20 protein-coding genes, 1 tRNA gene and 1 pseudogene are annotated in these 25119 nt (G+C 63.8%); 7 read left to right on the top strand and 15 right to left on the bottom strand.

Annotation, left to right across the window (positions count from 1 at the left end; genetic code table 11):
• Window positions 1–57 precede the first annotated feature (57 nt).
• Window positions 58–558: an NUDIX domain-containing protein gene (locus NKI29_RS22375; RefSeq protein ID WP_352568046.1), complete on the bottom strand. Its 501-nt coding sequence runs from the start codon at window positions 556–558 to the stop codon at window positions 58–60.
• A 53-nt stretch (window positions 559–611) separates the two neighbouring features.
• On the opposite strand from NKI29_RS22375, the gene NKI29_RS22370 reads away from it, so the two are divergent.
• Window positions 612–1556 (top strand): metallophosphoesterase family protein, encoded by a 945-nt coding sequence (locus NKI29_RS22370; protein ID WP_352568307.1) that lies wholly within the window; start codon window positions 612–614, stop codon window positions 1554–1556.
• A gap of 76 nt (window positions 1557–1632) precedes the next feature.
• On the opposite strand, the gene NKI29_RS22365 is transcribed toward NKI29_RS22370, so the two are convergent.
• From NKI29_RS22365 to leuA, 4 genes are all read right to left on the bottom strand, one after another.
• Window positions 1633–2250, bottom strand: a complete 618-nt coding sequence (locus tag NKI29_RS22365; protein ID WP_352568045.1) for a hypothetical protein — start codon at window positions 2248–2250, stop codon at window positions 1633–1635.
• 134 nt (window positions 2251–2384) lie between these two features.
• Complete coding sequence (locus NKI29_RS22360; protein ID WP_352797243.1) at window positions 2385–3188, bottom strand: alpha/beta fold hydrolase; 804 nt, start codon at window positions 3186–3188, stop codon at window positions 2385–2387.
• Window positions 3189–3414: 226 nt separating this feature from the next.
• A complete protein-coding gene (locus NKI29_RS22355) occupies window positions 3415–5211 on the bottom strand; it encodes a tetratricopeptide repeat protein (protein WP_352568043.1) in 1797 nt (598 codons plus the stop codon).
• A 142-nt stretch (window positions 5212–5353) separates the two neighbouring features.
• On the bottom strand, window positions 5354–7090 hold the full coding sequence (gene leuA, locus NKI29_RS22350; protein WP_352568042.1) for a 2-isopropylmalate synthase: 1737 nt from the start codon (window positions 7088–7090) through the stop codon (window positions 5354–5356).
• A gap of 810 nt (window positions 7091–7900) precedes the next feature.
• Here leuA and NKI29_RS22345 point away from each other — a divergent pair.
• Entirely contained in the window at window positions 7901–9067 is a 1167-nt protein-coding gene (locus NKI29_RS22345; protein ID WP_352568041.1) for an ATP-grasp domain-containing protein, read from the top strand.
• 4 nt (window positions 9068–9071) lie between these two features.
• Complete coding sequence (locus NKI29_RS22340; RefSeq protein ID WP_352568040.1) at window positions 9072–9848, top strand: esterase family protein; 777 nt, start codon at window positions 9072–9074, stop codon at window positions 9846–9848.
• 30 nt (window positions 9849–9878) lie between these two features.
• Here the strand turns inward: NKI29_RS22340 and NKI29_RS22335 are convergent.
• Window positions 9879–9998, bottom strand: a pseudogene (locus NKI29_RS22335) (IS5/IS1182 family transposase); the annotation flags it as partial.
• A gap of 78 nt (window positions 9999–10076) precedes the next feature.
• Between NKI29_RS22335 and NKI29_RS22330 the strand changes: the two are divergent.
• Both NKI29_RS22330 and NKI29_RS22325 read left to right on the top strand, forming a co-directional pair.
• Window positions 10077–10162, top strand: a tRNA-OTHER gene (locus NKI29_RS22330).
• A 204-nt stretch (window positions 10163–10366) separates the two neighbouring features.
• The gene (locus NKI29_RS22325; RefSeq protein ID WP_352568039.1) at window positions 10367–11443 is read left to right on the top strand and encodes a siderophore-interacting protein; all 1077 of its coding nucleotides are present in this window, start codon (window positions 10367–10369) and stop codon (window positions 11441–11443) included.
• Between the two features lie 257 nt (window positions 11444–11700).
• Here the strand turns inward: NKI29_RS22325 and NKI29_RS22320 are convergent, their stop codons facing one another.
• The 6 genes from NKI29_RS22320 to NKI29_RS22295 form a co-directional block, all read right to left on the bottom strand.
• Window positions 11701–12915, bottom strand: coding sequence for an MFS transporter (locus NKI29_RS22320; protein WP_352568038.1), 1215 nt, complete (start codon window positions 12913–12915; stop codon window positions 11701–11703).
• Complete coding sequence (locus tag NKI29_RS22315) at window positions 12915–15002, bottom strand: TonB-dependent siderophore receptor (protein ID WP_352568037.1); 2088 nt, start codon at window positions 15000–15002, stop codon at window positions 12915–12917. The genes NKI29_RS22320 and NKI29_RS22315 overlap by 1 nt, the downstream gene beginning before the upstream one ends.
• Before the next feature lie 186 nt (window positions 15003–15188).
• Window positions 15189–16277 (bottom strand): AbrB family transcriptional regulator, encoded by a 1089-nt coding sequence (locus tag NKI29_RS22310; protein ID WP_352568036.1) that lies wholly within the window; start codon window positions 16275–16277, stop codon window positions 15189–15191.
• Between the two features lie 272 nt (window positions 16278–16549).
• Window positions 16550–16858: a putative quinol monooxygenase gene (locus NKI29_RS22305; RefSeq protein WP_352450553.1), complete on the bottom strand. Its 309-nt coding sequence runs from the start codon at window positions 16856–16858 to the stop codon at window positions 16550–16552.
• A 49-nt stretch (window positions 16859–16907) separates the two neighbouring features.
• Complete coding sequence (locus tag NKI29_RS22300) at window positions 16908–17705, bottom strand: SDR family NAD(P)-dependent oxidoreductase (protein ID WP_352568035.1); 798 nt, start codon at window positions 17703–17705, stop codon at window positions 16908–16910.
• 171 nt (window positions 17706–17876) lie between these two features.
• Window positions 17877–18335: a DsrE family protein gene (locus NKI29_RS22295; protein ID WP_352456435.1), complete on the bottom strand. Its 459-nt coding sequence runs from the start codon at window positions 18333–18335 to the stop codon at window positions 17877–17879.
• 101 nt (window positions 18336–18436) lie between these two features.
• On the opposite strand from NKI29_RS22295, the gene NKI29_RS22290 reads away from it, so the two are divergent.
• Window positions 18437–19519 (top strand): hypothetical protein, encoded by a 1083-nt coding sequence (locus NKI29_RS22290; RefSeq protein ID WP_352568034.1) that lies wholly within the window; start codon window positions 18437–18439, stop codon window positions 19517–19519.
• A gap of 229 nt (window positions 19520–19748) precedes the next feature.
• On the opposite strand, the gene NKI29_RS22285 is transcribed toward NKI29_RS22290, so the two are convergent.
• Both NKI29_RS22285 and NKI29_RS22280 read right to left on the bottom strand, forming a co-directional pair.
• Complete coding sequence (locus NKI29_RS22285) at window positions 19749–20678, bottom strand: cation diffusion facilitator family transporter (protein ID WP_502894484.1); 930 nt, start codon at window positions 20676–20678, stop codon at window positions 19749–19751.
• Window positions 20679–20710: 32 nt separating this feature from the next.
• On the bottom strand, window positions 20711–22900 hold the full coding sequence (locus NKI29_RS22280; protein WP_352568033.1) for an anthranilate synthase: 2190 nt from the start codon (window positions 22898–22900) through the stop codon (window positions 20711–20713).
• Between the two features lie 320 nt (window positions 22901–23220).
• Between NKI29_RS22280 and NKI29_RS22275 the strand changes: the two genes are divergently transcribed.
• Entirely contained in the window at window positions 23221–23991 is a 771-nt protein-coding gene (locus tag NKI29_RS22275) for an isocitrate lyase/PEP mutase family protein (RefSeq protein WP_352568032.1), read from the top strand.
• 14 nt (window positions 23992–24005) lie between these two features.
• Here the strand turns inward: NKI29_RS22275 and NKI29_RS22270 are convergent, their stop codons facing one another.
• On the bottom strand, window positions 24006–25055 hold the full coding sequence (locus NKI29_RS22270) for a M14 family metallopeptidase (protein WP_352568030.1): 1050 nt from the start codon (window positions 25053–25055) through the stop codon (window positions 24006–24008).
• Window positions 25056–25119: the final 64 nt, after the last annotated feature.

Raw genomic sequence — 25119 nt, 5'->3', positions numbered from 1 at the left:
AGAACAATGGATGCTGCCGGTCTATACCGACGCAGCCAAAGCTGTTGAAGAGATGATCTACCAGTAAGGCGATGCCGAATTCCCCTCAAAAACTTCGGCAATCCGCCGCAGCGTCGCCGGTGTCGTGCCTTCTGGCAAGCGGTCGAGCGGGAAGAAGCCGGCTTCGGCGATCTCGCGGTCGGGCAGCTTGGGTGCTGGCTGGTCGAACTCCTCGACCAGATAGAGGCCGACATGGTCGCGCCGGCTGGCGCGGTGGTTGAAATGCAGGGATTTCAGCACCGGCGGTCCGGTCAGCGCGATGTTGCCTTCCTCGAACAGTTCGCGCGTCAGCGCTTCGATCATCGTCTCGCCCAACTCGACGCCACCGCCGGGCAGGTGCCAGCCCGGGACATAGGTGTGGCGGATGAGGAAGACGGAATTGGAGCGGCGGTCGTGGATCAAGCCGCGCACGCCGAGCGTCATCGGCCGGCGCAGTACGAAGTACAGGTGAAACAGCCTTGCCCTGAAGCCCGGCCAGCCGGTCTGGCGCAGGGCTTGCTCCGGATCCGGCGTCGTCATCGTCCGCGAAACCGTGAGTGGAAAGCCGCGCGCGCCTCGCCTATGAAGAAAAGATGTTCAGGCTCGCGCATATTTCCGATGTCCATCTGGGGCCGCTTCCCGATGTAACCTATCGCGATCTCGCCTCCAAGCGCGTGGTCGGTTACGTCAACTGGCAGCGCAACCGCCGCCGCTACATGCACGATGCCGTCATCGACACGATCGTCGCCGACATGAAGGCCAGCGGGCCGGACCATCTCGCCATCACCGGTGATCTGGTCAATCTGGCGCTCGACGGTGAGATCGAGATGACCAAGCACTGGCTGGAGACGCTGGGCTCGCCCAATGACGTGTCGGTCGTGCCGGGCAACCATGACGCCTATGTACCGGGCGCCTTCGACAAGACCTGCCGGTCGTGGGCGGCGTGGATGACCGGCGACGGCGTCAATACGCCGGTCGACCGCAACACCTTTCCCTATTTGCGCGTACGCGGCAATGTTGCGCTGGTCGGCGTCACGACGGCGCGCGCCACGGCTCCATTCATGGCCAACGGCTTCTTTCTGGAGGGCCAGGCGGAACGGCTGCGCGACATGCTCGACGCCACAGGCAAGCGCGGCCTGTTCCGGGTGATCATGATCCACCACCCGCCGGTGCGCGGCGCCGTTTCGCAGAACAAGCGGCTGTTCGGCATCTCCCGCTTCCACAAGGTTCTTCACCGGCACGGCGCCGAGCTTGTGCTGCACGGCCATTCGCATGTGCCGTCGCTCTTCTTCATCGGCGCCCGCAAGATCAAAATCCCGGTGGTCGGGGTCGCCGCTGCCGGGCAGGCGCCCGGCAGTCCGCATGCGCCGGCGCAATACAATCTGCTCGACATCGACGGTGAAAAGGACAATTGGCGGATCAGGCTGACGCGCCGCGGCCTGACCGGGCCGGCATTGCCGCCCAGCGACCTGCAGACAATGGAGCTTGGCGTGGGGGCCGAGGCGTCGATGGCTAGAGCAATTCCAGGAAAAGTGTGAAACGGTTTTCCGTCCGGAATTGCGTCAAAACAAAGAGATAGTGCGGTTCAGCGTTTCCGTGAAACGCTGAACCGCACTAGAAGCTGATTTTCATTGCAACGATGCGGTCCCAGAACAACACGAGCGAAATCGCCAGGCCGACCAGGGCGCCGGCGGCGATCAGGCCGAGGCCCGAGAAGAACGCCGACCAGCCGTTGCTGCGCCCAGGGACATGCAGCGGCGGCTCAGCCTCCGCCACCAGGGCGCGTTTAAGGCCGGCGACGGCTTGCTCGATGCCGCCTTCCATCATCCTCTGGCGTTCGACGACGCGCTCGGCGACATAGCGCGTCACCTGGTCGGCAACGACCTTCATCTCTGTCGACTCGGCGAGCAAGACGCGGCCGATGCGCGTGTCCTTGAGAAAGCGATAGGTGCGGCGGTCGCGTCCCATGGCGACATGGCTGATCGCGTCGATCCACAGCCGTGGCTGCAGGCCGGACGAGACGGCGAAGTCGAAACTGTCCATATCGGTGGGTACGTCGCCGAAGACCGGCGCGAGTTCGGCGGCAAGCAGATCGAGCCGCATGCGATGCGCTTCGCGCATCTCGACGACGACGTCGTCGCGGTCGGCGAAGGCGTTCTTGACGTCGCGAATGGCATCGGACAGTTTTCGCGACTGATCGATCTGGGTGATGTTCTCGCCTGCGTCCTTCATCGGCGTTGCCTCGCGGGGTTTGGTTAACACCGAATTAACACAGCGGCCGGCAAATTGCACTTGCGAGATCGATGAGCGGGCAAGGATTCGCTGGAGCAGCACCAGTGCCGCCGCCGTGCCTGCGCGAAGACCGATCAGCTCGCCGCAGCGGCGAATCCCGGACGAAGCCGCCTGCTGCGGCGTCGCATATTGCGACGGACGGCCTCGACGATCAGGCCGGGCGCTTCCTCGACCAGCATATGGCCGGCTTCCAGCACGTGGTGCAGATGAAAATGCTTCGGCACGCCGTCCGCCTGGCTGACGGGCAGCATCGCGTCGTCGGTTCCCCAAACCACCATGATTGGCATATTCAGCGTTTCCAGCCCCTCGTTCGGGATGACGCCTTGCCGATCATCCCTGGTCATGGCGGCTGCGAGCTCGACAAGTGTCCGCAACTGGCCGGGACGCTGGCGCATCTCGTTGACGAGTTCGACCCTATGCTGCGGCAGCCGGCTTTGCGGTCCCGACATGGCGGCAAGACAGGCGCGGATTTCATCCGTGCCGGCAGCGGCGGCGTAGCGACGCAGCAGCGGACCATTGATCTCAGGACCGAAACCGCCCGGCGCCAGCAGCGTCAGCGACGCCATTCTTTCGGGCTCGCTCAATGCCATCAGGGCGGCCACGGCGCCACCCATCGAATGACCGACGAGATGAGCCCGCTTTATCCCGCGAGCGGAAAGATCGGCAAGGACGGCACTGGCTGCAATCCTGGCCGGACCGCCGCCCGGAAAATCGAGCGACAGCCCATGTCCCGGCAGATCATAGGCCAGGGTCCGCGCGCCGGGCGCCAGAGACTCGGCCACATCGCGCCAGTCGTCGCGGCAGCCACCGAAACCATGCAGGAAGGCAATCGTTGTCGGGCCGGTGCCCCGTTCGGCAGCGTAAAGGGATGGGGTCATGCAAACTTTATGGCTTGGTGCCGGGATCAGTCAGGATGCCGGGGGCGGTCTTATGCGGATCAGTCTTGCGGGAGGTCAGACTTATGCGGAGATCAGTCTTATGCGGGATCAGACCTATGTGGGATCAGATTGGCCGGTTCAAATTGTGTCTGAATTGCGCTTTGGCCGTCCGGATGGCCAGTAAAATCTTCGCGATCACCTGACGTCGTGCACGCGCCGGGAGACGTCAGCTGGCGCCGCCAAGGCCGGCGGCGCGCAGGGCTTCCACCAGCCGGTTGGTCAGATCGGCGGGATATCTTCGTTCGACGAAAGTTGCGCGCGGATCGGCTGCGAATTTCGGGAATTTGGCGGTCAGTTCCTGCAGCAGCCTGCTCGCCAGCTTCTCGCGGCCGGCAGCCTTGGCGCCGATCAGCCGCGCCGCCAGATAATGCGATTTCATTTCCGTCGTTCGCAAGCCGTCGCTGGCGAGCGTGGCCTTGTTCATGTCGCCCATCATGAACTCTCCGGCGAACAGCCCGTAATCCCACCATGTCGGATGGGCGCTGGCGATGTCCACCGCGTGAGCGATGATCGGGGTGCCCTCGCTGTACCTGCCGGCGAAAACCAGCCCGTAGCCATAGGCGGCGGCCATTGCGAGATCGTAGGGATTGAGCTCATAGGCCTTGCGCATCCAGCGGATCGATTCCGCGGAATCGCCCATGCGCGAGTTGAGATAACCAAGGGCGCGGTGCGCGTAGGGGCTGGTCGGGCCCATCTGGATGGCGCGATGGGCAAACGTCATGGCTTTGTCGATCGTCGCGTCGGCGGGGTAGGGATAGTGGTCGGTGACCGCTTCGAGATGCAAGGAAGCGAGTTCCGAATAGACGAGCGACGACTTCGCCTTCCGGTTGGCAAGATCTTCGAGGCAGCGGTAAGCGGCTTCGTGCGTCTGGGCGTTCTGGTCGAGATAATATTTGCCGTTGAGCACCAGACACGCCGTCAGCCCGGTCTGGATGCCGCTCTGCTCGATGTAGTTGTAGATCGTGCCCGAGGCGGGAAGAGCCGAGCTCAAAATGCCGGAGATCTGGTCCTCGATGGCGGTGTTCGCGCTGTCGCCGGCGGTCAGGTTGCGTGAGAGCAGCACGCGGCCGGTCGCAACGCTTTGCAGCTCGAGCATGATGTCGCCGCTACGCGGCCCGGGCAGGACATCGAATACGAAGCTGGCGGCGTCGGTTACTGGATCGGGCGGGCTGTCGGCATCACGGCCGATGAAATTGATGGTATCGAAGCCGCTGAGGCCGGCGCGCAGCGATGCGGCGACACGGCGAGCCAGGTCGCTGTCGGCCTTGATGGCGATGTAGACCTGGGGGAGGTTTTCAACCGGAGGCGCTGCTATGCTGCCGGTCGCCACCGCGGTCTCGACCGCCGTGTCGCCGCCGGTCAGCAACACCACGCTGCCCTGGCGAAGGATCAGCACACCCAGCATGAGAATGACCAGCGCGATCGCCAGCCAGAAGAACTGCAAATGGCGTTGCAGCGAAGGAGCAGCAGGGGCGACGGCTGGAACGCTCAGCAATGCAGCCGGATGTGCCCGGTTGCGGGCGCCCTCCAGCGATCCGGGCGGGGCGGTCGTCGCCGCTTCCTCTGTTGCCAGCTCCGGCTTGCTTTCTGCCTTGGGCTCCACCTCCGCCGGCAAGCGAATGGCGTTGAGTTCGTAGGACGGAACATAGCCGCCGCGCGGAATGGCGATACGGACCGGTTCGGCAACGCCCTCATTGGCGAAATACTGCTGCAGAAGTTCGCGCAGCCTGCCGGCCTGTACCCGCACCACCGCATCGGTCGACGGGTCGAAATCGCCGTCCTTGCCGAACACGTCCATCGCTATGGAGAAGCCCTTGAGCCTGTCGGCTTCGCCTGCCTGCTCGCGCTCGACCAGGTAGCGGAGCAGCTTGCGCGCGCGCTCGGATCGTCCGAACGTTTCGCTGGCAAGCAATCGCTCCAACGTTTCGCGCACTGCGGGGGCGGCAGGCGTGGTATGCTGCAAGTGTCGATCCCTTCGAATTCGGCACAGGTTGAGGTACAATCATATCGCGCTGACGGCGCCTTACAAGCATGTGCTTATGGTGCGATAGCGTACCCACCGGATAAATTCCGGTGGGCCGATGGCGGGAGCCTGACCGTTTCGGCTAGCCGCGCTTTCGACCGACGATGCGGTTGGCGGCCGAAACCACGGCTTCTAGCGAGGCGGCGACGATGTTGGTGTTGATGCCGGCGCCGAACAGCTTGCCGCCCGGATGTTCCATCTCGACATAGGAAATGGCCGAGGCATTCGAGCCGCGCTGCATGGAATGCTCGGAATAATCCAGCACCGACATCGGCACCCCGACGTGGCGCGACAGCGCATCGACGAAGCCGTCGATCGGGCCGGTGCCGGTGCCTGATATGGTCACCTCCTTGCCTTTGTCGAGGATCACCGCTTCGACCACGCGCCGGCCCTTGACCTCGGTGTCGGGGTAGGTGTGGTGGTCGAGGAACTTCAGCCGCGCGCCGGGCTGGTCGACATAGGTGTCGAGAAAGCGCTCGTAGATGCGCTTGACCGGCACCTCCTTGCCTTCGGCGTCGGTGATCGCCTGGATAGCCTGGCTGAACTCGATCTGCAGGTTGCGCGGCAGGTTGAGGCCGTAATCCGCATGCAGCACATAGGCGATGCCGCCCTTACCGGACTGCGAGTTGATGCGGATGATGGCTTCGTAGCTGCGGCCGACATCGGCCGGGTCGATCGGCAGATAGGGCACCTCCCAATGCGGCGTGTTGGCCTTGCGCAGCGCCTTCATGCCCTTGTTGATGGCATCCTGGTGCGAGCCGGAAAAGGCGGTGTAGACGAGCTCGCCGACATAAGGGTGGCGCTCCGGGATCTTCAGCTGGTTGGAGTATTCGTAGACGTCCTTCATGCGGTTGATGTCGGAGCAGTCGAGCCCGGGATCGACACCTTGCGTGTACATGTTGAGCGCCAGCGTGACGATGTCGACATTGCCGGTGCGCTCGCCATTGCCGAACAGCGTGCCTTCGACGCGGTCGGCGCCTGCCATCAGGCCGAGTTCGGTGGTGGCGATGCCGGTGCCGCGGTCATTGTGCGGATGCAGCGAGATCAACAGGTTCTCGCGATCGTCGAGGTTGCGGCACATCCATTCGATGCGGTCGGCATAGATGTTGGGCGTCGACATCTCGACCGTAGAGGGCAGGTTGATGATCAGCTTGTTTTCCGCCGTCGGCTTGACGATCTCGGTGACCGCGTTGCAGATCTCCAGCGCCACTTCGAGCTCGGTGCCGGTAAAGCTCTCCGGCGAATATTCGAAACGGTAGCCGCCGCCGGCTTTCGCCGCCATGTCGGTGATCATCTTGGCCGCATCTGTGGCGATGCGCTTGATCCCGGCGACGTCCTTCTCGAAGACGACGCGGCGCTGCAATTCGCTGGTCGAGTTGTAGAAATGGACGATCGGGTTGGTGGCGCCCTTCAGCGCCTCGAAGGTGCGGGTGATCAGTTCCGGCCGGCACTGCACCAGCACCTGCAGCGAGACGTCGGCGGGCACGTTGCCCTGTTCGATGCACCAGCGGGCGAAATCGAAGTCGGTCTGCGAGGCCGACGGAAAGCCGATCTCGATCTCCTTGAAGCCCATGTCGAGCAGCAGGGCGAACATGCGCGCCTTGCGTTCCTGGCCCATCGGATCGATCAGCGCCTGGTTGCCGTCGCGCAGGTCGACCGAGCACCAGATCGGCGCCTTGTCGATCACTTTCGAAGGCCAGGTGCGATCGGCAAGGCCGACGGTCGGATAGGGTTGGTATTTGCGGGCAGCGTCCGGCATGCCCCTCGCGGGCCTGGCGGTTTCCTCTACATTCAGACGGATATCTTCTCGTGCGTTCATCGTCTTTTCTCCCGGCGGCTCGCGGATCCAGCTTCAGGCAGATTGGTGGCGAGCGGCGCCTTTACCAGAATTTCGTTCGCTTGATGTGACGTGCCAATTTGTGACTGGCCAAGGAGCGTGCGCGTGAGCGGCAATTCGACCGCCGGGCGCTCCTTCAGCGAACCCGGCGATCGCCGATAAGGCCGAGAAGCAGCAGGGTCGAGGCGAGCGCGCGGACGGTCTGGCCGGCAATGCCGGTCGGACGGGACGCAAAAGAGGTGGCGCGCGGGCTCATGGCGGATTTCATACAGGAGCGGGCAAAGCGAGGCAAGTGGGAGCATTGGAGGTGGGTGAAGCTGCCGATCCAGCCTCTCAAGACCTGGGTTCCTCGCCCCGCGAAGCGGGGGAGAGGTGGCCGCCCACGGGTCTTGCCTTCGGCAAGCCCGAGGACAGGCTCCGCGGCCGGAGAGGGGGCGTTCGTAGGGCGCAGTCCCCTCTCCGTCTCGGCTTCGCCGAGCCACCTCTCCCCACTTTCGTGGGGCGAGGAACCCAAGCTGCAATGAAGGCGCGGCGCCGACATGAAGCGATTTTTCCTGATTACAGCAACTTTGTTCTTGCTTTGTGCCGGCAGCTATGCTACTAATTTGGGTATGGTGCTGACTGGCGCCGAGGACCCGCCGTCGAGGCGGGTTTTTTATTTCACGGTTTTGGCGTCACCTTTCGCGGACCCAGCCGCTCACCTGATCCAGTTGCTCTTCCCCGAGCCCGGCAAATGCGCCAGAGTCGATTGTCGGCGGGGGTGCAATGGCTCGCCGCCGGGAGGGATCGTCCATGAACTTCGTGTTCTTCTCGCCGCATTTTCCAGCCAATGGCGCCGATTTCTGCGACCGGCTGAAGAAGGCCGGCGCCACCGTGCTCGGCATTGGCGACGCGCCGTTCGATGCGCTGGACGGCAAATTGAAGGCAGCCCTTTCGGAATATTACCGCATCGACGACATGGAGGAGTACGAGCCGGTGTTCCGGGCGATCGGCCATTTCATCCACAAATGGGGCCGCGTCGACCGGTTCGAATCGCTCAACGAGCATTGGCTGGAGCTGGAAGCCAATATCCGCACCGACTTCAACATCTTCGGCACCAAGCTCGACTTCGTGAAGAATTTGAAACGCAAGAGCCGCATGCGGGCGTTCTTCCGCAAGAGCGGCGTCGAAACCATCCCGCAACGCAAGTGCTCCGACCGCGCCGGCGCCATGACCTTCATCCGCCGTGTCGGCTATCCCGTGGTGGTGAAGCCGGATTCCGGCTCCGGCGCCTCGAACACTTTCAAAATCTCCAACGCCGGCGAACTCGACAGCTTCTTCAGGGACAAGCCGGAAGGCGTCAGCTTCGTCATGGAGCAATTCATCGAAGGGCTGGTGGTGACCTATGACGGGCTGGTCAACCGCGACGGCGAGGTGGTGCTGGCCGCCAGCCACCGCTACGACCAGAGCGTCATGGAGGTGGTCAACCGCGACCGCCATATGAGCTATGTCTGTTTTCCCGAGATCAGCCGGGCGGTCGAGGAGGCCGGCAGGAAAATCCTCAAGGCGTTCGACGTGCGCGAGCGCTTCTTCCACATCGAGCTGTTCGAAACCAGGGACGACCGGGTCATCGCGCTGGAGGTCAACATGCGGCCGCCTGGCGCCTGGATGACCGATGCCATCAATTACACCTTCGATATCGATGTCTATGCCGCCTGGGCCGACATGGTGGTCAAGGACGCCGCCGGCGGCCCTTACAGGGGCAAGTATTTCACCGCCTATGCCAGCCGCAAGCGGCACCTCAACTATATGCACAGCCATGCCGACGTGCTGGCCGCCCATGGCGGCATGATCGTCCATCATCACGCCATTGAGGAGGTTTTCAGCCGCGCCATGGGAAACTACGCCTATCAGCTGCGCTCCACCGACCCGAAGGCGCTGCGCCGGGCGGTCGACTACATCCATGCGGAAAAGGCGTGAGGCGATGGACGTTTCCTACCACAAGGGTTTTGGCCGCAACCTCGGCCGCGACATGGAATACAAGCGCTACGGCCATGCCGGCCGACCCGTGGTTGTGTTCCCGACTTCGCAAGGGCGGTTCTACCAGTTCGAGGATTCCGGCGCGGTCTCGGCTCTCGCCGAGTTCGTCGACACCGGTCGCATCCAGTTGTTCACGCTGGACGGCATCGATGCGGAATCCTTCTTCGACCGCCATGCCGAGCCGGCCCATCGCATCGCCCGGCATGAAGCGTATTTCCGCTATGTGCGCGAAGAGGCGCTGCCGGAACTCCTGTCTGTCGCGGCCGAGGCCAATGGCGGGCGTACGCTGAAGCCGCTGTTTTGCGGCTGCTCGATGGGCGGATATCATTCGTCGAATTTCGTCTTCCGCTTTCCGGAGCTGGCCAGCGGCGTCATCGCGCTGTCGGGGGTTTACTCGACCCACGATTTCTTCGGCAGCGCGCTCGACGGACAGATTTTCTTCAACTCGCCGCTCGACTACCTGCCCGGTATCGTCGATCCGGGGCTGCTCGTCAGGCTGAAGGCGCTGCGGCTGATCTTCTGCTGCGGGCAGGGTGCCTGGGAGGAACGGATGCTGGCCGATACGCAGGCGCTGGAACAGATCCTGCGTGACAAGTCGATTCCGGCCTGGGTCGACTATTGGGGCGGCGATGTCGCCCATGAATGGCCGTGGTGGCACAAGCAACTGGTCTATTTCTTCGCCCGCTGGCTGGACGACGATCTGATGCACCGGCTGGATTAGGCCGTAGACTCATAAGCGCAGCCACAGTCGCCTTGAGAAGATGTCGTTCAGCACGCGGCGGTCATCCACACGCGGCACGCCTGGCGGCTTGTTGGGCAGGAGCGGCTCGATCACGCGCCACTCGAAGTCGGGCAGGTCGTATCGGCTCATGCCGACGCTGAATCGGCTCGGACGCCACAAGAGAAGCCTCGAATGGCGATCCGCGCAAATTTGCGCTACGAGGCAGGTGCCAGCGTGACGGAATTGGTAAACGTATCACCACAGTGATCCTGAGCCTCTTGGCTCAGGTGCGGGTTCGATCCCTGCCGCTGGCGACGCCCCGCTTTACGAGTTCACGACCTAGAGCATGTCGATATTTAGGTGATGCGGCCTGCAAATGGACTTCCCTTCAGCCTGATTTCAAAACATGACTATACTTATCATCTTTTAGTGGAAACAGCGGGCCGGCTGTGGCATTCCGGCGTGGCGAGGACGCCGTATGGCGAGCTCGGGTTCAAATGGCACCGAAAGGCTGAGCGATGGAGCAATTGAGTGCGCAAACCCGGATCAGCGGTGCCGTCATCCGGTCGGTGATGGACAGGCTGCGCGCCGAGCACGGCGAATCCGAGATCGATACCGGCCTTGCCGATCATTGGGAATTTCGCACGCACTACGGCTCGTTGAAAGCGACGCTCGGTGACGACAACGTGCTGATCCGCGTCGCGGCCGAGGATGAAACCTGCCTGTCCTACATGAAGATGGCGGTCGCCGGCCATTTTTCGCAACATCTCGGCACGACCAGGGGCATCGCCTGGCAGGGCGACGGCAGTGATGCCGGCACGCCGGTGTTCTTCCGCGAGATCACGGTGCTGTCCTCGACGCGGATTTCTCCGCATATGCAGCGCGTCCGCTTCACCGGCAACGATCTCGGCCGCTTTGGCCGTGGCGGCCTGCATGTGCGGCTGCTGCTGCCGCCGCGCGGCAGGCTGCCGGTGTGGCCGTCGATGGGCGCCGACGGCCTGATGGTCTGGCCGTCGGGCGAGGACGCGCTTGTCGTTCGCGTCTACACGATCCGGGCGCTGGACGCCGCAAGTGGCTGGCTGGATGTCGATTTCGTCCTCCACCCCGGTATGGATACGCCGGCGGCCGCTTTCGCCGAAAAGGCGGTTGCCGGCGAGGTCATCGGCATGATCGGACCGGGTGGGGGCGGCGTGCCCGAGGCGCAAAACCTGCTGCTGCTCGGCGACGACACCGCGCTTCCGGCGATCGGCAGGATGCTGGAGCAGCTTTCGCCGTCAACCCGCGCCGAAGCGTTCATTGAGGTCGACGGCCCGGACGACCGGATCGCGCTGGCCGCGGGCGAGACCGTTGCCGTCACCTGGCTATATCGGCATGGGCGCGAGGCTGGCACAGCCAGCCTGTTGCCGGCGGTGCTGCGGCAGCGGAGCCGGACCTCGCTTGCCGACAATCTCTATGTCTGGGCCGGATGCGAGTTCGGCGATTTCCGCGAGATCCGCAGGATCGTCCGCAAGGAATGGTGTGTGCCGCGCGACCGGCATCTGGTCACCGCCTACTGGCGCCGCGGGACGCAAGCGGCGGACGGCGGCGAAGAATAGTGCACCGCCCCTCGGGGGCAGAGGATCGCATATGGATTCTTGCGAAGAAGACCCCCACCCCTAACCCCTCCCCACAAGGGGGAGGGGAACTTTTGCGGCAGCGCCACTCAGCGGCAAACTTCGACGATTCTAGCCGAAACAGCAGCGGCATCGTCCCCCACCCCCTTGTGGGGAGGGGTTAGGGGTGGGGGTACGCGGCCTGGCAAATGCCCCAAACTTCCATATGCGATTCCCCTGCTGCACAAGGGCGGGCGGGGTCACCGGCGGTCGGATACGAAGGCGATCGCCGGGGCGGCCAGAAGCGCGACGAGGCCGGCGCCTGCGAAGAACGCGCCATAGCCGAAATACTGCGCGGCGTAGCCGGCCGCGATCCCGCCGGCCATGCTCACCAGTGCGTCCATGCACTGGAACAGCGTGAAGTCGACGCCCGCCTGTCTTGGATCTGACCAGCGCATGAACTGCGCGTAAAGCGCGACGAAACCGAGAGCCATGAAGCCGGACGAACTGAGCACCGCGATGGCCATCAAAGCGGTGGTCGAGAAGCCACCAAGAAAATCGAAGACCGAAAAGAAGAACAGCGATCCGGCCTGCAGGAAAAGCGCCAGGACGAGCACGTTGCGCGGGCCGAACCATTTGACGAGAGCGCCGCCGGCGAGTGCGGCAGCCAGGCCGACGAACATGCTGCCGACGCCGTTGACAAGTCCGACCATCGAGAGGTCGAGCCCGGCGTCGATCAGGAATGGTCCGAGCATGGCGAGTGCCGCCTTCTGGGCCAGGACATAGATGGCCGACGCTGCCAGGCCGCGCCGAATTTCGTGACGCTTCAACGCGTCGAGGAGGCTGGGAACATGCTCGCGCGTCTCCTCGCGCGCGCGGTTGGCCACGCCAAGCAGGAAGGGCAGGCCGAGCGGCAGGAGCAGCAAAGCCATCGCCCAAACGGCGATGCGCCAGCCATAAGCGTCGACCAGAAACAGAAACAGGCCGGCGCCGATGGCCGAGCCGAGATAGGCGCCGCCGACCTGCGCGGCATTGCCCCAGCCGTGGTTTTCCTTAGCCAGGCTCTGCACGGCGAAACCATCGCAGGCAATGTCGACCGTCGAGGCGGCGAAGGCGACGATGGTCAGGCAGGCCAGAACCGGCCACCAGGCCTCCGGGCCGAGCGCGCCGACGGCCCACAGCCCGGCGATGGACACGAGCCCACCGGCGGCTACGATCGTGCCGGTGCGGTTCTTGCCGACCGGCGGCAGCCGATAGCGCTCGACGGCCGGCGCCCATAGAAACTTGAGCGCCCATGGCAGCGCGATCAGCGAGACCAGGCCGATCCGGTCGAGCGGCAGGCCCTGGTCGCGCATCACCGCCGGCAGGCCCGCCCAGGTGATGCCGCCGATCACGCTCTGCGCGACATAGAGCCCGCCGATCGCCAGGACGATCGCGACAGGCGTCGATGCCCGGCTGGAAACGGCGATCGACATCAGAAGCGGTAGCGCAGGCTAGCGAACAGCGAGCGGCCCTCGTCGCGGTAGCAATAGCCGGCCGAGCAGATGGATTTTTGAGTGTCGAACAGGTTCTTGGCGTTCACCTGCAGCTTCACGCCCTCGAGTTTGGGATTGCGGTAGCCGAAATCGTAGGAGAGCGAGGCGTCGACGAAGGCGCGCGCGTCGTTCTTGAAGGTGTTGGTGTCATCGCCATAGCTCGAGCCGGCGACGCGAACGCCGCTGCCCAGCCCGAGCCCCTGCAGCGTGCCGTCCTCGAACTGGTACTGCCCCCAGAGCGACAGGATGTGATTTGGCGTCGCCGACAGTTCCTTGCCTGCGGTTCCCGTGGCGCCGCGTTCGATTTTCACGCGCAGATAGGTGTAGGAGGCGAGTATGCTGAGACCGTTGTCGAGCGAAGCGCTGGCTTCCAGCTCGACGCCGCGCGAGTTCAGGTCGAGCTGGCGCTGCTTGTTAATACCGGTCGAGGCGTCGAAGACGACGCCATCCTTCTGGTCGATGTCGAACAGAGCGGCGCTGACGGCGGCGTTATAGTCGGCAAATTCGTATTTGACGCCGATTTCCTTCTGCGTCGCAATGGTCGGACGGGCGACGCGACCGACAGGGCTGCTGACATCGTCATAGACGAAGCCGATATTGGGCGAGAACGACGTCGAATAGTTGATATAGGGCGTGATGCCCCATTCGGTCTGGTAAGACAGGCCGAGCCGGCCGGACAAGGCACTGTCGTCCTGCTTGGACTTGGTGAAGTCGGCGGCGGTCGAGGTGGTGTCGGCCCAGTCGTAGCGACCGCTGGCGAACAGGGTGAAATCGTTCCACTCCATCTGGTCATGCAGGTAGGCGCCGAGCTGGTTCATCTCCTGCCCGCCATAGTAAGGAACCGGAGCAGCCTTGATGTCGTCGACGGAGACATAGGAGATACCGCTGCCGGCGTCATAATTGGACCAGGCGTAGTCGATGCCGGCTACCGCCGTGTGCCTGACTTGGCCGGTATCGAATTCGAACTGCGCCATGTTGTCGACGACGAAGTTCTTCATGGTCTCGGTGTAGTGGCCCCAGTAGCGTTTCAGATCCGGGCCGTCCGGGTAATGGCCGCTGTACTCGATGTCGCTGTCGACGGCGCTGTAGCGAAGGTTCTGCCGGACGGTCAGCACGTCGTTGAAACGGTGCTCGAACTCGTAACCGATACGGCCCTGGGTCTGGTCGAAGTCGTTCCAGGCGGGATCGCCCTCGTAGAGGTTCGTTAGAGCGCCACCTGAATTGTAGAAGGCAGCGGTGCCGCCGGTGACGGATTTCGAATATTCCCCGAGGATGGTCAGCTTGGTGTCCTCATCCGGCTTGAAGGTGACTGCCGGCGCCAGATAGATCTTGTCGTCGGGATAACCGGGCAGGTCGGTATCGCTGGTGCGGCCGAGGCTGGTGAAGCGATAGAGGATGCTGCCGTCTTCGTTCACCGGGCCGGAAGCGTCGAGTGCGGCCTGGAAGCGATTGTGTGCGCCGAGCAGCATTTCGACTTCGCGGAACTGTTCTTCCTTGGGGCGCTTGGTGACCAGATTGACGATGCCGCCCGGACCGCTGATGCCGTAAAGCGAGGAGGCCGGACCCTTCAGGATGGTGACGCCTTCGATGCCGTAGGGCTCGGTCTTGAACCAGGCCGAGGGGCCGTTGTACTGGCGCAGCCCGTCGCGGAACATACCGTTGTAAAAGGCCTGGAAGCCGCGCAGGAAGAAGGCATCATAGCGGGTGTCGAAGCCGAAGCTGTTCGGATTGGCGCTGGCGACATAGCCGAGCGATTCGTTCAGCGTGCGTGGCTTCTGGTCCTCGATCTGCTTTTGCGTCACAACCGAAACCGCTTGCGGAATCTTGACTATCGGCGTGTCGGTCTTGGTGCCGATGCGGTCCTTCTTGGCGACGTAGCCGTCTTGCACGAGGATCTCGTCGCTCTCGGCATCGACCTCGATCTTGTTGAGAACGGTGACGCCGCCCTGGTCCTGGGCGTGAGCCGGCGCGGACAGGCCGAGCAGGGTCATGCTGCCCGGCAATGATATCCCCAGGAGCCATGTCATCGTCCGTATCCGCATCAACTCGTCTCCACTCTTCCGTACAACATTGACGGAAGGGGGCTCTCAAATCTGAGTATTTGAGTCAAGTTATTTTTTGAGCTCGTGCGCGTGCTGGCCCGATACGGTCGGCGGCAGCAAAGTGCGACCGGTTTCAGGAAAACCGGCTGCGAATCAAGGAGAGGCAAGCTGCTATGGTTTGAGGCTTCTCGCCACCAGCCGCGCCACGCTTGGGCCGACCAGAAGCACGATCAGGAAGCGTGCCGATTGCAGCGCCATGACGAAGGAGATGTCGACATGCTGCGCGGCGGCGGCGATGATGGCGACGCTGTCCATGCCGCCGGGGCTGGTTGCCAGATAGGCGGTCAGCGGATCGATGCCGAGGAGGCGGCTGATCAGGAAGGCGAGGCCGCCGCAAAAGACGATCAGGGCAATGATCGAGCCGACGATCTGCGGCAGCGCGCGGGCCGCGTGGCGCAAAATGGCCCTGGTGAAATTCAGGCCGATGCTCCAGCCGATCATCGTATAGCTCAAGGCAAGCAGCCAGGGTGGCAACTGCATGGTCACGCCGAGCCCGAGATGGATCACGGTGCCGAAAATGAAGGTGCCCAGGAAAAACGGCGACGGCAGCCGGAAAAGCTTTCCGGCGAGGCCGCCGACCAGCGCCACGCCGAATGTTGCGGCCAAGCTCTGCGGATCGACCGGCGGGAACCAGACGATGGCCGGCACCTCGATGCCTGAGGTGTCGACCCAAAGCTTGGCCACCAGGGCTGCCGTCATCGAGACGCAGATGACGCGCAGATACAGCATGAAGGCGACGAGGCGCTGGTCGGCGCCGAAGGCACCGGCCATCAGCACCATGGCGGTGGCGGCGCCCGGCGACGAGCCCCAGACCGCGGTGGTGCCGGGCAGGATGCGCCAGCGGCTAATCAGCCAGCCGAGCAGGCTGGATGCCGCGACCGTCGCCATCACGACGCCAAGGAACAGCGGCCATTCCTTGTAGAAGACGGGAAAGATATCGGCCGAGATGGAACTGGCGACCAAGCAGCCGACGACCGCCTGGGCTGAGCCGAACAGAACCCGCGGCACGCGCACCGTGGCGCCGTTGGTGCCGGCAGCGATGGCCGCCAGCATCGGTCCGATCAAGAGCGCGGCGGGCAGGGCAGCGAGTTCCAGCGCGCCGGCAAACAGCACCGAGACCACCACCAGGACCGGCCACTGCCAGGCCCTGTGGATCCGCGCCAGGTGCTCGATGGCCGGCGGGTTCGGGGAAGAATCCATAGATGGGGCTCTTAGACCGGTGGCGAAAAAATGCGAACCCCTTTTTGCGCGGAAAAGGGCTTGGGTGGTAATGGCACCAACCATCCGTAGCGATCCTTCGCGCGCCCCTCTGTCCTGCCGGACATCTCCCCCTCGAGTGGGGAGATTGGCAGCTTCGTCGACAGCGCTCTTCTTTGAAGATTGGCGAAGGCCGAAGTGACATTCAATCTCCCCACTTGAGGGGGAGATGGCCGGCAGGCCAGAGGGGGGCGCTGTCCTGCCGGCCTCTCCCTCTATCCCGCCTTCACCGCCGGCAACCCGAACCCGCCAACAGGATGCGTCTCCACCTGGAACTCGAAGCCGGCGATGATCGGCCGTGCCTTGGCGATTGCCGCCTGGACTTCGGGCAGCTGCAGCGAAGCCTTGTGGCTTTCGGCGTCGGTCCACACTTCGGTCACCCAGATCGCGTCGGCATCGGCCGGGTCGGTGGCGATGATGTAGTTCAGGCAGCCGGGCATGGCGCCGGTGCTGGCGAGCAGGATATCCATCATTGCGTCACGCTGGCCGCGCATCGCCCGCATCTTGCCGATCAGTCCGTACATTCGCTTTGCTCCGTTGAGATGACGCAACCAGGAGTATGCAGTTCGTCGCCTACGGCATCAACTGGCCGCCATTGACCTCGATCACCTGGCCGATGATGTAGCCGCTCAACAGATCGGAGGAGAGGAACAGATAGGCGCCGACGCAGTCCTCGGCGGTGCCGGCGCGGCCCTGCGGGATGGTGGCGATCATGCCTTTCATCTGGTCGTCGGTCGAGTAGCGCTCGTGGAAAGGTGTCGCGATCGTGCCGGGCGCCACCGCGTTGACGCGGATGTTGAAACCGATCAGCTCCTTGGCCATGCCGCGCGTGACGTTGGAGACGAAGGCCTTGGCCGAGCCGTAAAGGCCGGCGCCGCCACCGGCGCCGTTGCGCGCGGCGATCGAGGAGGTGTTGACGATGAAGCCGCCCTGCCGCTTCAGCCATGGGATTGCTTTGCGCGAAGCTGTCAGCACGGAACGCGCGTTGAGGTCCATCACCGCGTCGTAATGCGCCTCGGTCTGCCCGGCATAGGGCACGCGGCCGAGCATGCCGCCGGCATTGTTGACGAGGCCGTCGAGCCGGCCGAAATGTTGCGCACTGTCCTCGACGACGCGCTCGACATCGGCGGGGATCGAGAAATCGCCCTGGGCGAGGAACACGTCGCCGCCGCCGTTGCGAATGGTCGCGGCCAGGTTTTCGGCAGCCGCGCGGCTCGAATTGTAATGCAGCGCGACGCGGCATTTCTGCGCGGCGTAGGCGAGTGCGAGCGCCGCGCCGATGCCCGTCGAGGCGCCGGTGACCAGGACCGCCTTTCCGGCAAGGTCGGGGATGACCAGAGAGGGGCTGACAAGGGTGGTGGTGGCTGGCACGTCTATTCCTCCGGGGACTCTGCCTGCTCTTCGTAGGCCCTCGCAGTCCTCGCGTTCAAGTCCGTAAAAGTTTAGAGCGGTTCACCGTTTCACGGAAACGGCGAACCGCTCCCTCTTTGTCTTGACGCAATTCCGGACGGAAAACCGTTTCACACTTTTCCTGGAATTGCCTTATGGCCTGAGATAGGCGTAGCCCTGGCGTTGCAATTCGGCGAGCTTGACGACGCCGCCCCTGTCGGCTGCATGGAAGCCGTCGAGCAGGTCGGCCAGGCCGATATCCATGCCGTGCATGGTGTTGGCGCAAGCGTGCGGGCTAAGCCCATCCTGGACAAGGCCGGCGAACCGCCCGGAAATGGCGGCCGATATGCCCTTCGACTTGAAGGCGGCAAGTGCTGGGCCGTGCACGACAAGCGCGATGTCGACCTTGCCGTCGGTGCCTTCGAAGTGGTTCTTGATGTTGCCGAGCACGAAATTGACCTTGTCGAGGTCGCTGAGATGATAGGCGACCTTTTGCCTTTCCTCTTCGGCAGCCGCCGGCTTGACTTCACTAGCTGCGGCCTTGATGGGGCGCAGCCCGAAAAGCCCGGCGGCCCCGGCAAGACCGACGCGGAAAATATCGCGGCGTCGCATGGCTTCATCTCCCATTTATCCGGCCGGCGCAAATTGCGTGGCCTCGGCCTCAATCCTAGCATAAATTGAAGCCACGTCTTGTCGGGGCAGGGGGAGCCAGCATGATATCAAGGACCGTGATGGGCGCCGGAGTTGGGGTTGCCTTGCTTGCCGCCGTCGCCGGTGCTGCTTTCGCCGACGACACGCTCAAACTCACCGAGCTCAGCCCCGACGGCAAGGACGCTTGCTTCGGCCGCGTCTATGACGCCGCGCATCTCAAGTCGCATCCGCAGCAGAAGGTGACGCGCATCTTCTTCTATTACGGCCGCGATCCGGTCAGCCGGCCAAACGAGGAGCCAAGCGCCGGCATCGATTCCTCCTACAATGGCTTCATGGCGACGACGGTGCGCGGCGCCGAGGCGCCTGAATGGCTCGGCGGCTGGTGCAGTCATGAGTCGGAGGACGGCAAGACCGGCCCGATCCGCTGCGGCATGGACTGCGATCGCACCATGGCTTCGCTGAAGGTCGACGACAAAGGCCGGCTGATCGTCTCGGACGTGCAGCCCGACCTCTATCTCGACGCCGGATCGGAAGACGAGCTCGGCAAGGCGGAGTACGAAAGGCAGGCGCTGGGCAAGGACGACAACGGCTTCAGGCTCGACCCGATGCCGGCCGCCACCTGCAAGGCGGAGTTCGCGCGCATCGACCCGATCGACCCGGCCCTTGGCCCGCCATTGCGCGAGCGGCTGAAGCCGGACCAGCCCTTCTGCTACGGACGCGACTACGACGCCGCGCATCTCGGCTCGCATCCAGACCAACTGACCCAGTCGATCAGGGTGTTCCGCGGACCGGTCGAGCTGGCGTCTTTCGCCAAGGAGGGCGATCCGGCCAATTGGCCAAGCGGCGCCGATATCGCCGTTTCGGTTACCACGCGGCAGAAATCGGCCAAGGTCACGCAGGTCTACAACTGCCAGGGCGAGGGCGACCAATGGCGCTGCGCGGCGAGCGCGAAGACGGGTGCTGCCTCCTGCGATATCGCGCAAAAGGAGGTCTTCCTTCGCCGCGGCGCCAACGGCACGATGATGCTGGCCAACCCGAACAGCGGCCTGCCGATCATCGATTTGTGCTCGGCGGAGGACGACACCAGCTCCGACGACAAGGTCTACCGGCTGGAGCCGATGCCGCAGGCTGCCTGCGGGCTTTAGCAGTTCAGAGACGCGATGCCGGCGAGACAGCACCCCCCTCTGTCCTGCCGGACATCTCCCCCTCAAGGGGGGAGATCGGCAGCTTCACCGACAGCGTTCTTCTTTGAAGATTGGCGAAAGCCAAAGCGACATCCAATCTCCACCCTTGAGGGGGAGATGTCCGGCAGGACAGAGGGGGGTGCTGTCCCGCCGATCTCAAGGTTTTGGATGGCGGCGTCCCGCCGCCACCTCACGCAAAGGGCACGGCCGTCGTGCCCTTGGGCAGTTTCGCCTCGTCGTCGGGCTCGACATGGATGATGACGCGGACGGAAGGGATCTCTGCCTGCAGCGCGTCCTCGATGCGGTCGCAGATGACGTGGCTGGCGCCGACCGACATGTCGGCGTCGACGACCAGGTGGAACTCGATGAAGGTGGCGCGGCCGGCGATGCGCGTCTTCAGGTCGTGGACCTCGAGCGCGCCCTTGCAATTGGCCGAGATGATGTCGCGTATGCGGATATGTTCCTGGGTGTCGACGGCGCGGTCCATCAGCCCGTTCATCGACGAGCCGATGACGTGCCAGCCCTGCCACAGAATGTTCAGCGCCACGATCACCGCAAGAGCTGGATCGAGAACCTGCCAGCCGGTCAGTACGGCGCCGACCAGGCCGATGAACACACCGACCGAGGTCGCCACGTCGGTCATGATGTGCCTGCCGTCGGCAACGAGAGCCGGCGATTTTTCGCTTCGGCCGGTGCGGATCAGCGTCAAGGCCCAGACGGCGTTGATGACCGTTGCGACGCCATTGACGGCAAGGCCGGTCCATGGCTGTTCCAGCGGCGCAGGATGCTGCCAGGACCACCAGACCTCATTGAGGATCAGCAAGGCGGCAAGCACGATCAGCACGCCTTCGAGGACGGCCGAGAAATACTCGGCCTTGTGGTGGCCGAACGGATGGTCCTGGTCGGCTGGCTTGTAGCTGACCTGGATCGCCCAATAGGCGGCGGCCGAGGCAATGACGTTGACGATCGATTCCAGCGCGTCCGAATAAAGCGCGACCGAACCGGTGACGTACCAGGCCACCAGCTTCAGGCCGAGCACGACGCAGGCGACGACGATCGACCAGAAGGCGAGGCTGGCGACCTTCTGCCTGGCGGCGGCTTTGATTTCTGCCGCGGTCACTGGGGAAAAGATCCCAACGCTGAGCCCTCGAATTAAGCGGCCTTTTCCTTGGCCTTGCGCGGCAGGTGCGCGACAATGTTCTCGATGATGCGCATGCCGGCATTGTGGCCGAGCGTCATGATCGACTCCGGGTGGAACTGCACTGCGGCGATCGGCTCCTTGCGGTGCTCGAAGGCCATGATGATGCCGTCCTCGGTCTCGGCGGTGACGACAAAACCATCGGGCAGCCGCACCGGATCTGCAAAGATCGAATGATAGCGGCCGACCGTCACCTCCTTGGGCAGGCCGGAGAAGATGATGCCCGGCTTCGACACGCGGATGCGCGACGGCTTGCCATGCATCGGGATGTGCAGTTGGCGCAGCTCGCCGCCATAGGCCTCGGCCAGCGCCTGCAGCCCGAGGCAGACGCCGAAGATCGGCAGGTCGCGCGCACGGGCCCGCTTGATGGTGGCGGCGCAGTCGAAGTCCTTCGGCGTGCCGGGGCCGGGCGACAGCACGACCAGGTTTGGCTTCAGCCGGTCGAAGATCTCGTCCGGCACCGGCGTGCGCACCGTCGAGACGTTGGCGCCGGTCTGGCGGAAATAGTTGGCGAGCGTATGGACGAAACTGTCCTCGTGGTCGACCAGCAGGATGTTGACGCCGTCGCCGACACGCGCGGTGCTGCGTTCGGTGCTGGCGGCATTGCCTGATTTGGCGTCGCGGATGGCGGAGAGCATGGCGGATGCCTTCAGTTCGGTTTCGGCTTCTTCTTCCTCGGGAATGCTGTCGAAGAGCAGCGTGGCGCCGGCGCGCACCTCGGCGATGCCGTCCTTGATGCGAATGGTGCGAAGCGTCAGGCCGGTGTTCATGTCACCGTTGAAATTGACCATGCCGATCGCCCCGCCATACCAGGCGCGCGGGCTCTTCTCGTTCTGCTCGATGAAGCGCATGGCCCATAATTTCGGCGCGCCGGTGACGGTGACCGCCCAGGCATGCGACAGAAAGGCGTCGAAGGCGTCCATGCCTTCGCGCAGCCGCCCCTCGATGTGGTCGACGGTGTGGATCAGGCGGGAGTACATTTCGATCTGGCGGCGGCCGATGACGCGCACCGAGCCCGGCTCGCAGACCCTCGACTTGTCGTTGCGGTCGACGTCCGAGCACATGGTGAGTTCGGATTCGTCCTTCTTCGAATTGAGCAGCTTCAGGATCTGCTCGCTGTCGGAGATGGCGTCGTCGCCGCGCTTGATGGTACCGGAGATCGGGCAGGTCTCGACGCGGCGGCCGTTGACGCGCACGAACATTTCCGGCGAGGCGCCGATCAGATATTCGCCCTCGCCGAGATTGATGAAGAAGGAATAGGGCGAAGGGTTGATGCTCTTCAGCTTGCGGGAAATCTCGGAGGGCTGGGTTTCGCAGCGTTCGTAGAACATCTGCCCCGGCACCACTTCGAACAGGTCGCCGCGCTCGAAGCTCTTCATCGCCTTGCGCACCAGCTTGGCATATTCGCCGGGCTCGTGGTCGCCGCGCGGCGGGATGCGGTCGGCGGTCCTGAACGGCTCGACGATTTCGTCGCGCGGCAGGCCTTCGGTCGAGAAGCCATCGCCGGAATAGTCGTAGCGGTCGGTCCAGGCCTTGGTCGAATAATGGTCGACGACGAGGATCTCGTCGGGCAGGAACAGCACGAGGTCGCGCTGGCTTGGCTTGCGCTCGAGCTTGTAGTCGACCGGATCGAACTGGAAGGCGAGATCGTAGCCGAAGGCGCCATAGAGGCCGAGATTGGCGTCTTCCTCGGTCTTGAACAAAGCGGTGATGGCGCGCAGCACGGTGAAGACGGAGGGAACGCGGCTGCGTTCCTCTTCGGTGAAGACACGGCCGGGCCTGGCGACCTCGAGGCGGATGAGTTTATTCGACGTCTCGGCGATCGTGACATCGTCAAGGCCGGCAAGCACCGTGCCGATCACCGGCAAAAGCACCTCGCCGCGGCGGTTCAGCGCCTCGATGCGCATGGCGCGGCCGCGTGCCGAGATCACCAGCGGCGGATCGATGATGGCGGTATCCCAGCGCGTATAGCGGCCAGGATATTCGTAATTCGAGGAGAACACGGCGCCGCGGCGCGAATTCAGGCCATCGACATAGCCGTCGATCGCCCCCTCGTAAGGCCGGTCATGGCGCTGGCGGGTAATCGCCACGCCACCCGCCGTGACGAAGCGCTCGGCGCCATTCTCCAGAATTTTCGTCGTCATTGCCGTCTCCATCAGCGTCTTTGGGGCAACGGACCCGGGAATGGCTTGAAAAAACAAATGGCCGCCCGGACATTCCGCTGCGGCCACCCTCTATTGTCACGCGAACGCGTTCGAACAGGCCGCTGTCAGCGAGCCCACCACCAAATGGTCTTGATCGAACGCATATTCATGGCGAAATCCATAGCCGCGAAAAGCGGTATGCGCAACAGGTTTGAAAGTCTGTGGGGTGGCTGCCGCTTTCGCAACCCATGGCACATGGCCAAGACCGGCAGTCCTGCCTAGACTCTGCATCAAACAGCAGGAAGACGGGAAAACATCAAATGACCCAGCAGTTCGACCGCGCACGGACGTTCCATTCCCTCCATGTCAAGGGAAACCCGATTGTCCTCTACAATGCCTGGGACCCAGGCTCCGCCAAGATCATCGAGAAAGCAGGGGCCAAGGCCATCGCCACCGGAAGCTGGCCGGTCGCGGCCGCTTTCGGATTCGCCGATGGCGAGAAAATCCCGTTGGAACTGGCGCTCGAAAACATCAAACGCATCGTTGCGGCGGTGGATGTGCCGGTAACCATGGACCTCGAGGGGGGTTACGGGGTCGCTCCGGAGGTTGTCGCCCGCAGCGTGACGCTCGCCGTGCAGGCTGGAGCCGTCGGCTTTAATTTCGAGGATCAGATCGTCGGCGGCAGTGGGCTGCACGACATCGCCATACAGGTGAGGCGGATCGAAGCGGCTGCAGCGGCGGTGAAGACGTCGGGTATTCCGGCCTTCATTAACACCCGAACCGACATTTTCCTGAAGACTAAACCGAGTGCGCACGACAAGGCTCTTCTCGATCAGGCGATCGAGCGGGCGCACGCCTACGAAAGGGCCGGAGCGCATGGCTTCTTTGCGCCTGGGCTTGCCGATGAAGGCCTGATCGAGGCGCTCTGCGAGGCAACGGCATTGCCGGTCAACATCATTGCCCTGGCGCATGTGCCGCCGCGCCAGAGGCTTGCCGAACTCGGCGTCGCCCGCGTGAGCCATGGTCCGGTGCCGTACCGGCAGATGGCCGAATGGCTGGAGGCCAAGGCGCGACAGGCGATTTCGGGGTAGCCTGGCGGGGTGCGTCAGTCGTCCAGCGTTCCCGACCTTGCATCGGCGCTCGTCCCGTCGCCGACCAGCTTCAAGAGGTCTTCGCCGGCGCGGATGATGCGGCGGGAACGCCGCGTCAGGATGAGGCCAGCCTGCGGCGCCAACACTTCCGTGCGGCCGTCGGGCTCGCCGGGCGCGTGGACGATGGTGGCAAGGCGCGCACCCTTGGCGACGCGGTCGCCCGGCTTCACGTCGTAAAGGATCGCGCCCGAGCGGGGCGCCGGCATCATCTCGATGTTTTCGAGCGGCGCGACGAGCCCAACGAAGCTGCCAGGCGCGGGCAGCGCCTGGTCCTGGATGACGCCGCGCGCCACCAGCAGCCGGTAGAGCCCTTCGGCATCGGCGCCGGCGTGGGCGCCGTCGACATCGAGTATGCCGCGATATTCGACGGTGGTGGCGACGCGCCGGTCGAGGCACGCGACGTCGGCGGGAACGTTCTGATACGGCATGATCGAGGCGCCTTCGAAGGTGCCGTCGGGGTCTTCGTCCCACAGCATCACCGCATCGACGCCCATGGCCGCTGCACAATCCGCCATGGCCGGCCACAGGCTGGTGTGGACGTAAAGATAGGCGAGGCCCTCATCGTCGCAATGCAGGTCGAGCACGATGTCGTGGCCGATGGAGAGCTGCAGCAGCCGCGTTTTCAGCCGCTGGTCGACCGTGCCGTGCGCCGGCAGCAGCGTGAGGTCGGGCGCGGCGAGCCGCGGAAAGCCGCGATTGAAATTGGTGCGCGTGCCTAGATGAAAGCGGCCCTGATGGTCGCCGTAAAGATATTGCGCGCGGCCGATCGGATTAGCCCAGGGCACGATGGTCATATTGCCGGTGATGCGGCCTTCGGCTTCCGCCTTGCTGAGCATCGGCATCAGCGTGTCGATGGCGACGACGCCCGGCAATTCGCCGGCATGAAGTGCCGCCTGCAGATAGACGGAAGGCGCCGTCTTGTCCGTTCCGGCGAAGCGGAAGACGGGGAATTCGTAGGAAACGCCTTCGCTGTCGCCGGCGACGCGTTCGATGGACTTCTGCATGGGATGCCTCCGGGAGAAGAGGCGGAACACATGCCCTTTTGCCGCTGGGCTGTCGATTGGTCCA

The sequence above is a fragment of the Mesorhizobium sp. M0678 genome, assembly GCF_040320505.1.
Lineage (GTDB): Bacteria > Pseudomonadota > Alphaproteobacteria > Rhizobiales > Rhizobiaceae > Mesorhizobium.
Note: the sequence above shows the minus strand (reverse complement) of the source record. Positions and strands in the feature narration are given on the sequence as shown.

Excerpts from the sequence above, each read along its gene's own strand:
- NKI29_RS22375 (WP_352568046.1), bottom strand. The coding sequence starts at position 558 with ATGACGACGCCGGATCCGGAGCAAGCCCTGCGCCAGACCGGCTGGCCG.
- NKI29_RS22370 (WP_352568307.1), top strand. The coding sequence starts at position 612 with ATGTTCAGGCTCGCGCATATTTCCGATGTCCATCTGGGGCCGCTTCCC.
- NKI29_RS22365 (WP_352568045.1), bottom strand. The coding sequence starts at position 2,250 with ATGAAGGACGCAGGCGAGAACATCACCCAGATCGATCAGTCGCGAAAA.
- NKI29_RS22360 (WP_352797243.1), bottom strand. The coding sequence starts at position 3,188 with ATGACCCCATCCCTTTACGCTGCCGAACGGGGCACCGGCCCGACAACG.
- leuA (WP_352568042.1), bottom strand. The coding sequence starts at position 7,090 with ATGAACGCACGAGAAGATATCCGTCTGAATGTAGAGGAAACCGCCAGG.
- NKI29_RS22345 (WP_352568041.1), top strand. The coding sequence starts at position 7,901 with ATGAACTTCGTGTTCTTCTCGCCGCATTTTCCAGCCAATGGCGCCGAT.
- NKI29_RS22340 (WP_352568040.1), top strand. The coding sequence starts at position 9,072 with ATGGACGTTTCCTACCACAAGGGTTTTGGCCGCAACCTCGGCCGCGAC.
- NKI29_RS22325 (WP_352568039.1), top strand. The coding sequence starts at position 10,367 with ATGGAGCAATTGAGTGCGCAAACCCGGATCAGCGGTGCCGTCATCCGG.
- NKI29_RS22320 (WP_352568038.1), bottom strand. The coding sequence starts at position 12,915 with ATGTCGATCGCCGTTTCCAGCCGGGCATCGACGCCTGTCGCGATCGTC.
- NKI29_RS22315 (WP_352568037.1), bottom strand. The coding sequence starts at position 15,002 with ATGACATGGCTCCTGGGGATATCATTGCCGGGCAGCATGACCCTGCTC.
- NKI29_RS22310 (WP_352568036.1), bottom strand. The coding sequence starts at position 16,277 with ATGGATTCTTCCCCGAACCCGCCGGCCATCGAGCACCTGGCGCGGATC.
- NKI29_RS22305 (WP_352450553.1), bottom strand. The coding sequence starts at position 16,858 with ATGTACGGACTGATCGGCAAGATGCGGGCGATGCGCGGCCAGCGTGAC.
- NKI29_RS22295 (WP_352456435.1), bottom strand. The coding sequence starts at position 18,335 with ATGCGACGCCGCGATATTTTCCGCGTCGGTCTTGCCGGGGCCGCCGGG.
- NKI29_RS22290 (WP_352568034.1), top strand. The coding sequence starts at position 18,437 with ATGATATCAAGGACCGTGATGGGCGCCGGAGTTGGGGTTGCCTTGCTT.
- NKI29_RS22280 (WP_352568033.1), bottom strand. The coding sequence starts at position 22,900 with ATGACGACGAAAATTCTGGAGAATGGCGCCGAGCGCTTCGTCACGGCG.
- NKI29_RS22275 (WP_352568032.1), top strand. The coding sequence starts at position 23,221 with ATGACCCAGCAGTTCGACCGCGCACGGACGTTCCATTCCCTCCATGTC.
- NKI29_RS22270 (WP_352568030.1), bottom strand. The coding sequence starts at position 25,055 with ATGCAGAAGTCCATCGAACGCGTCGCCGGCGACAGCGAAGGCGTTTCC.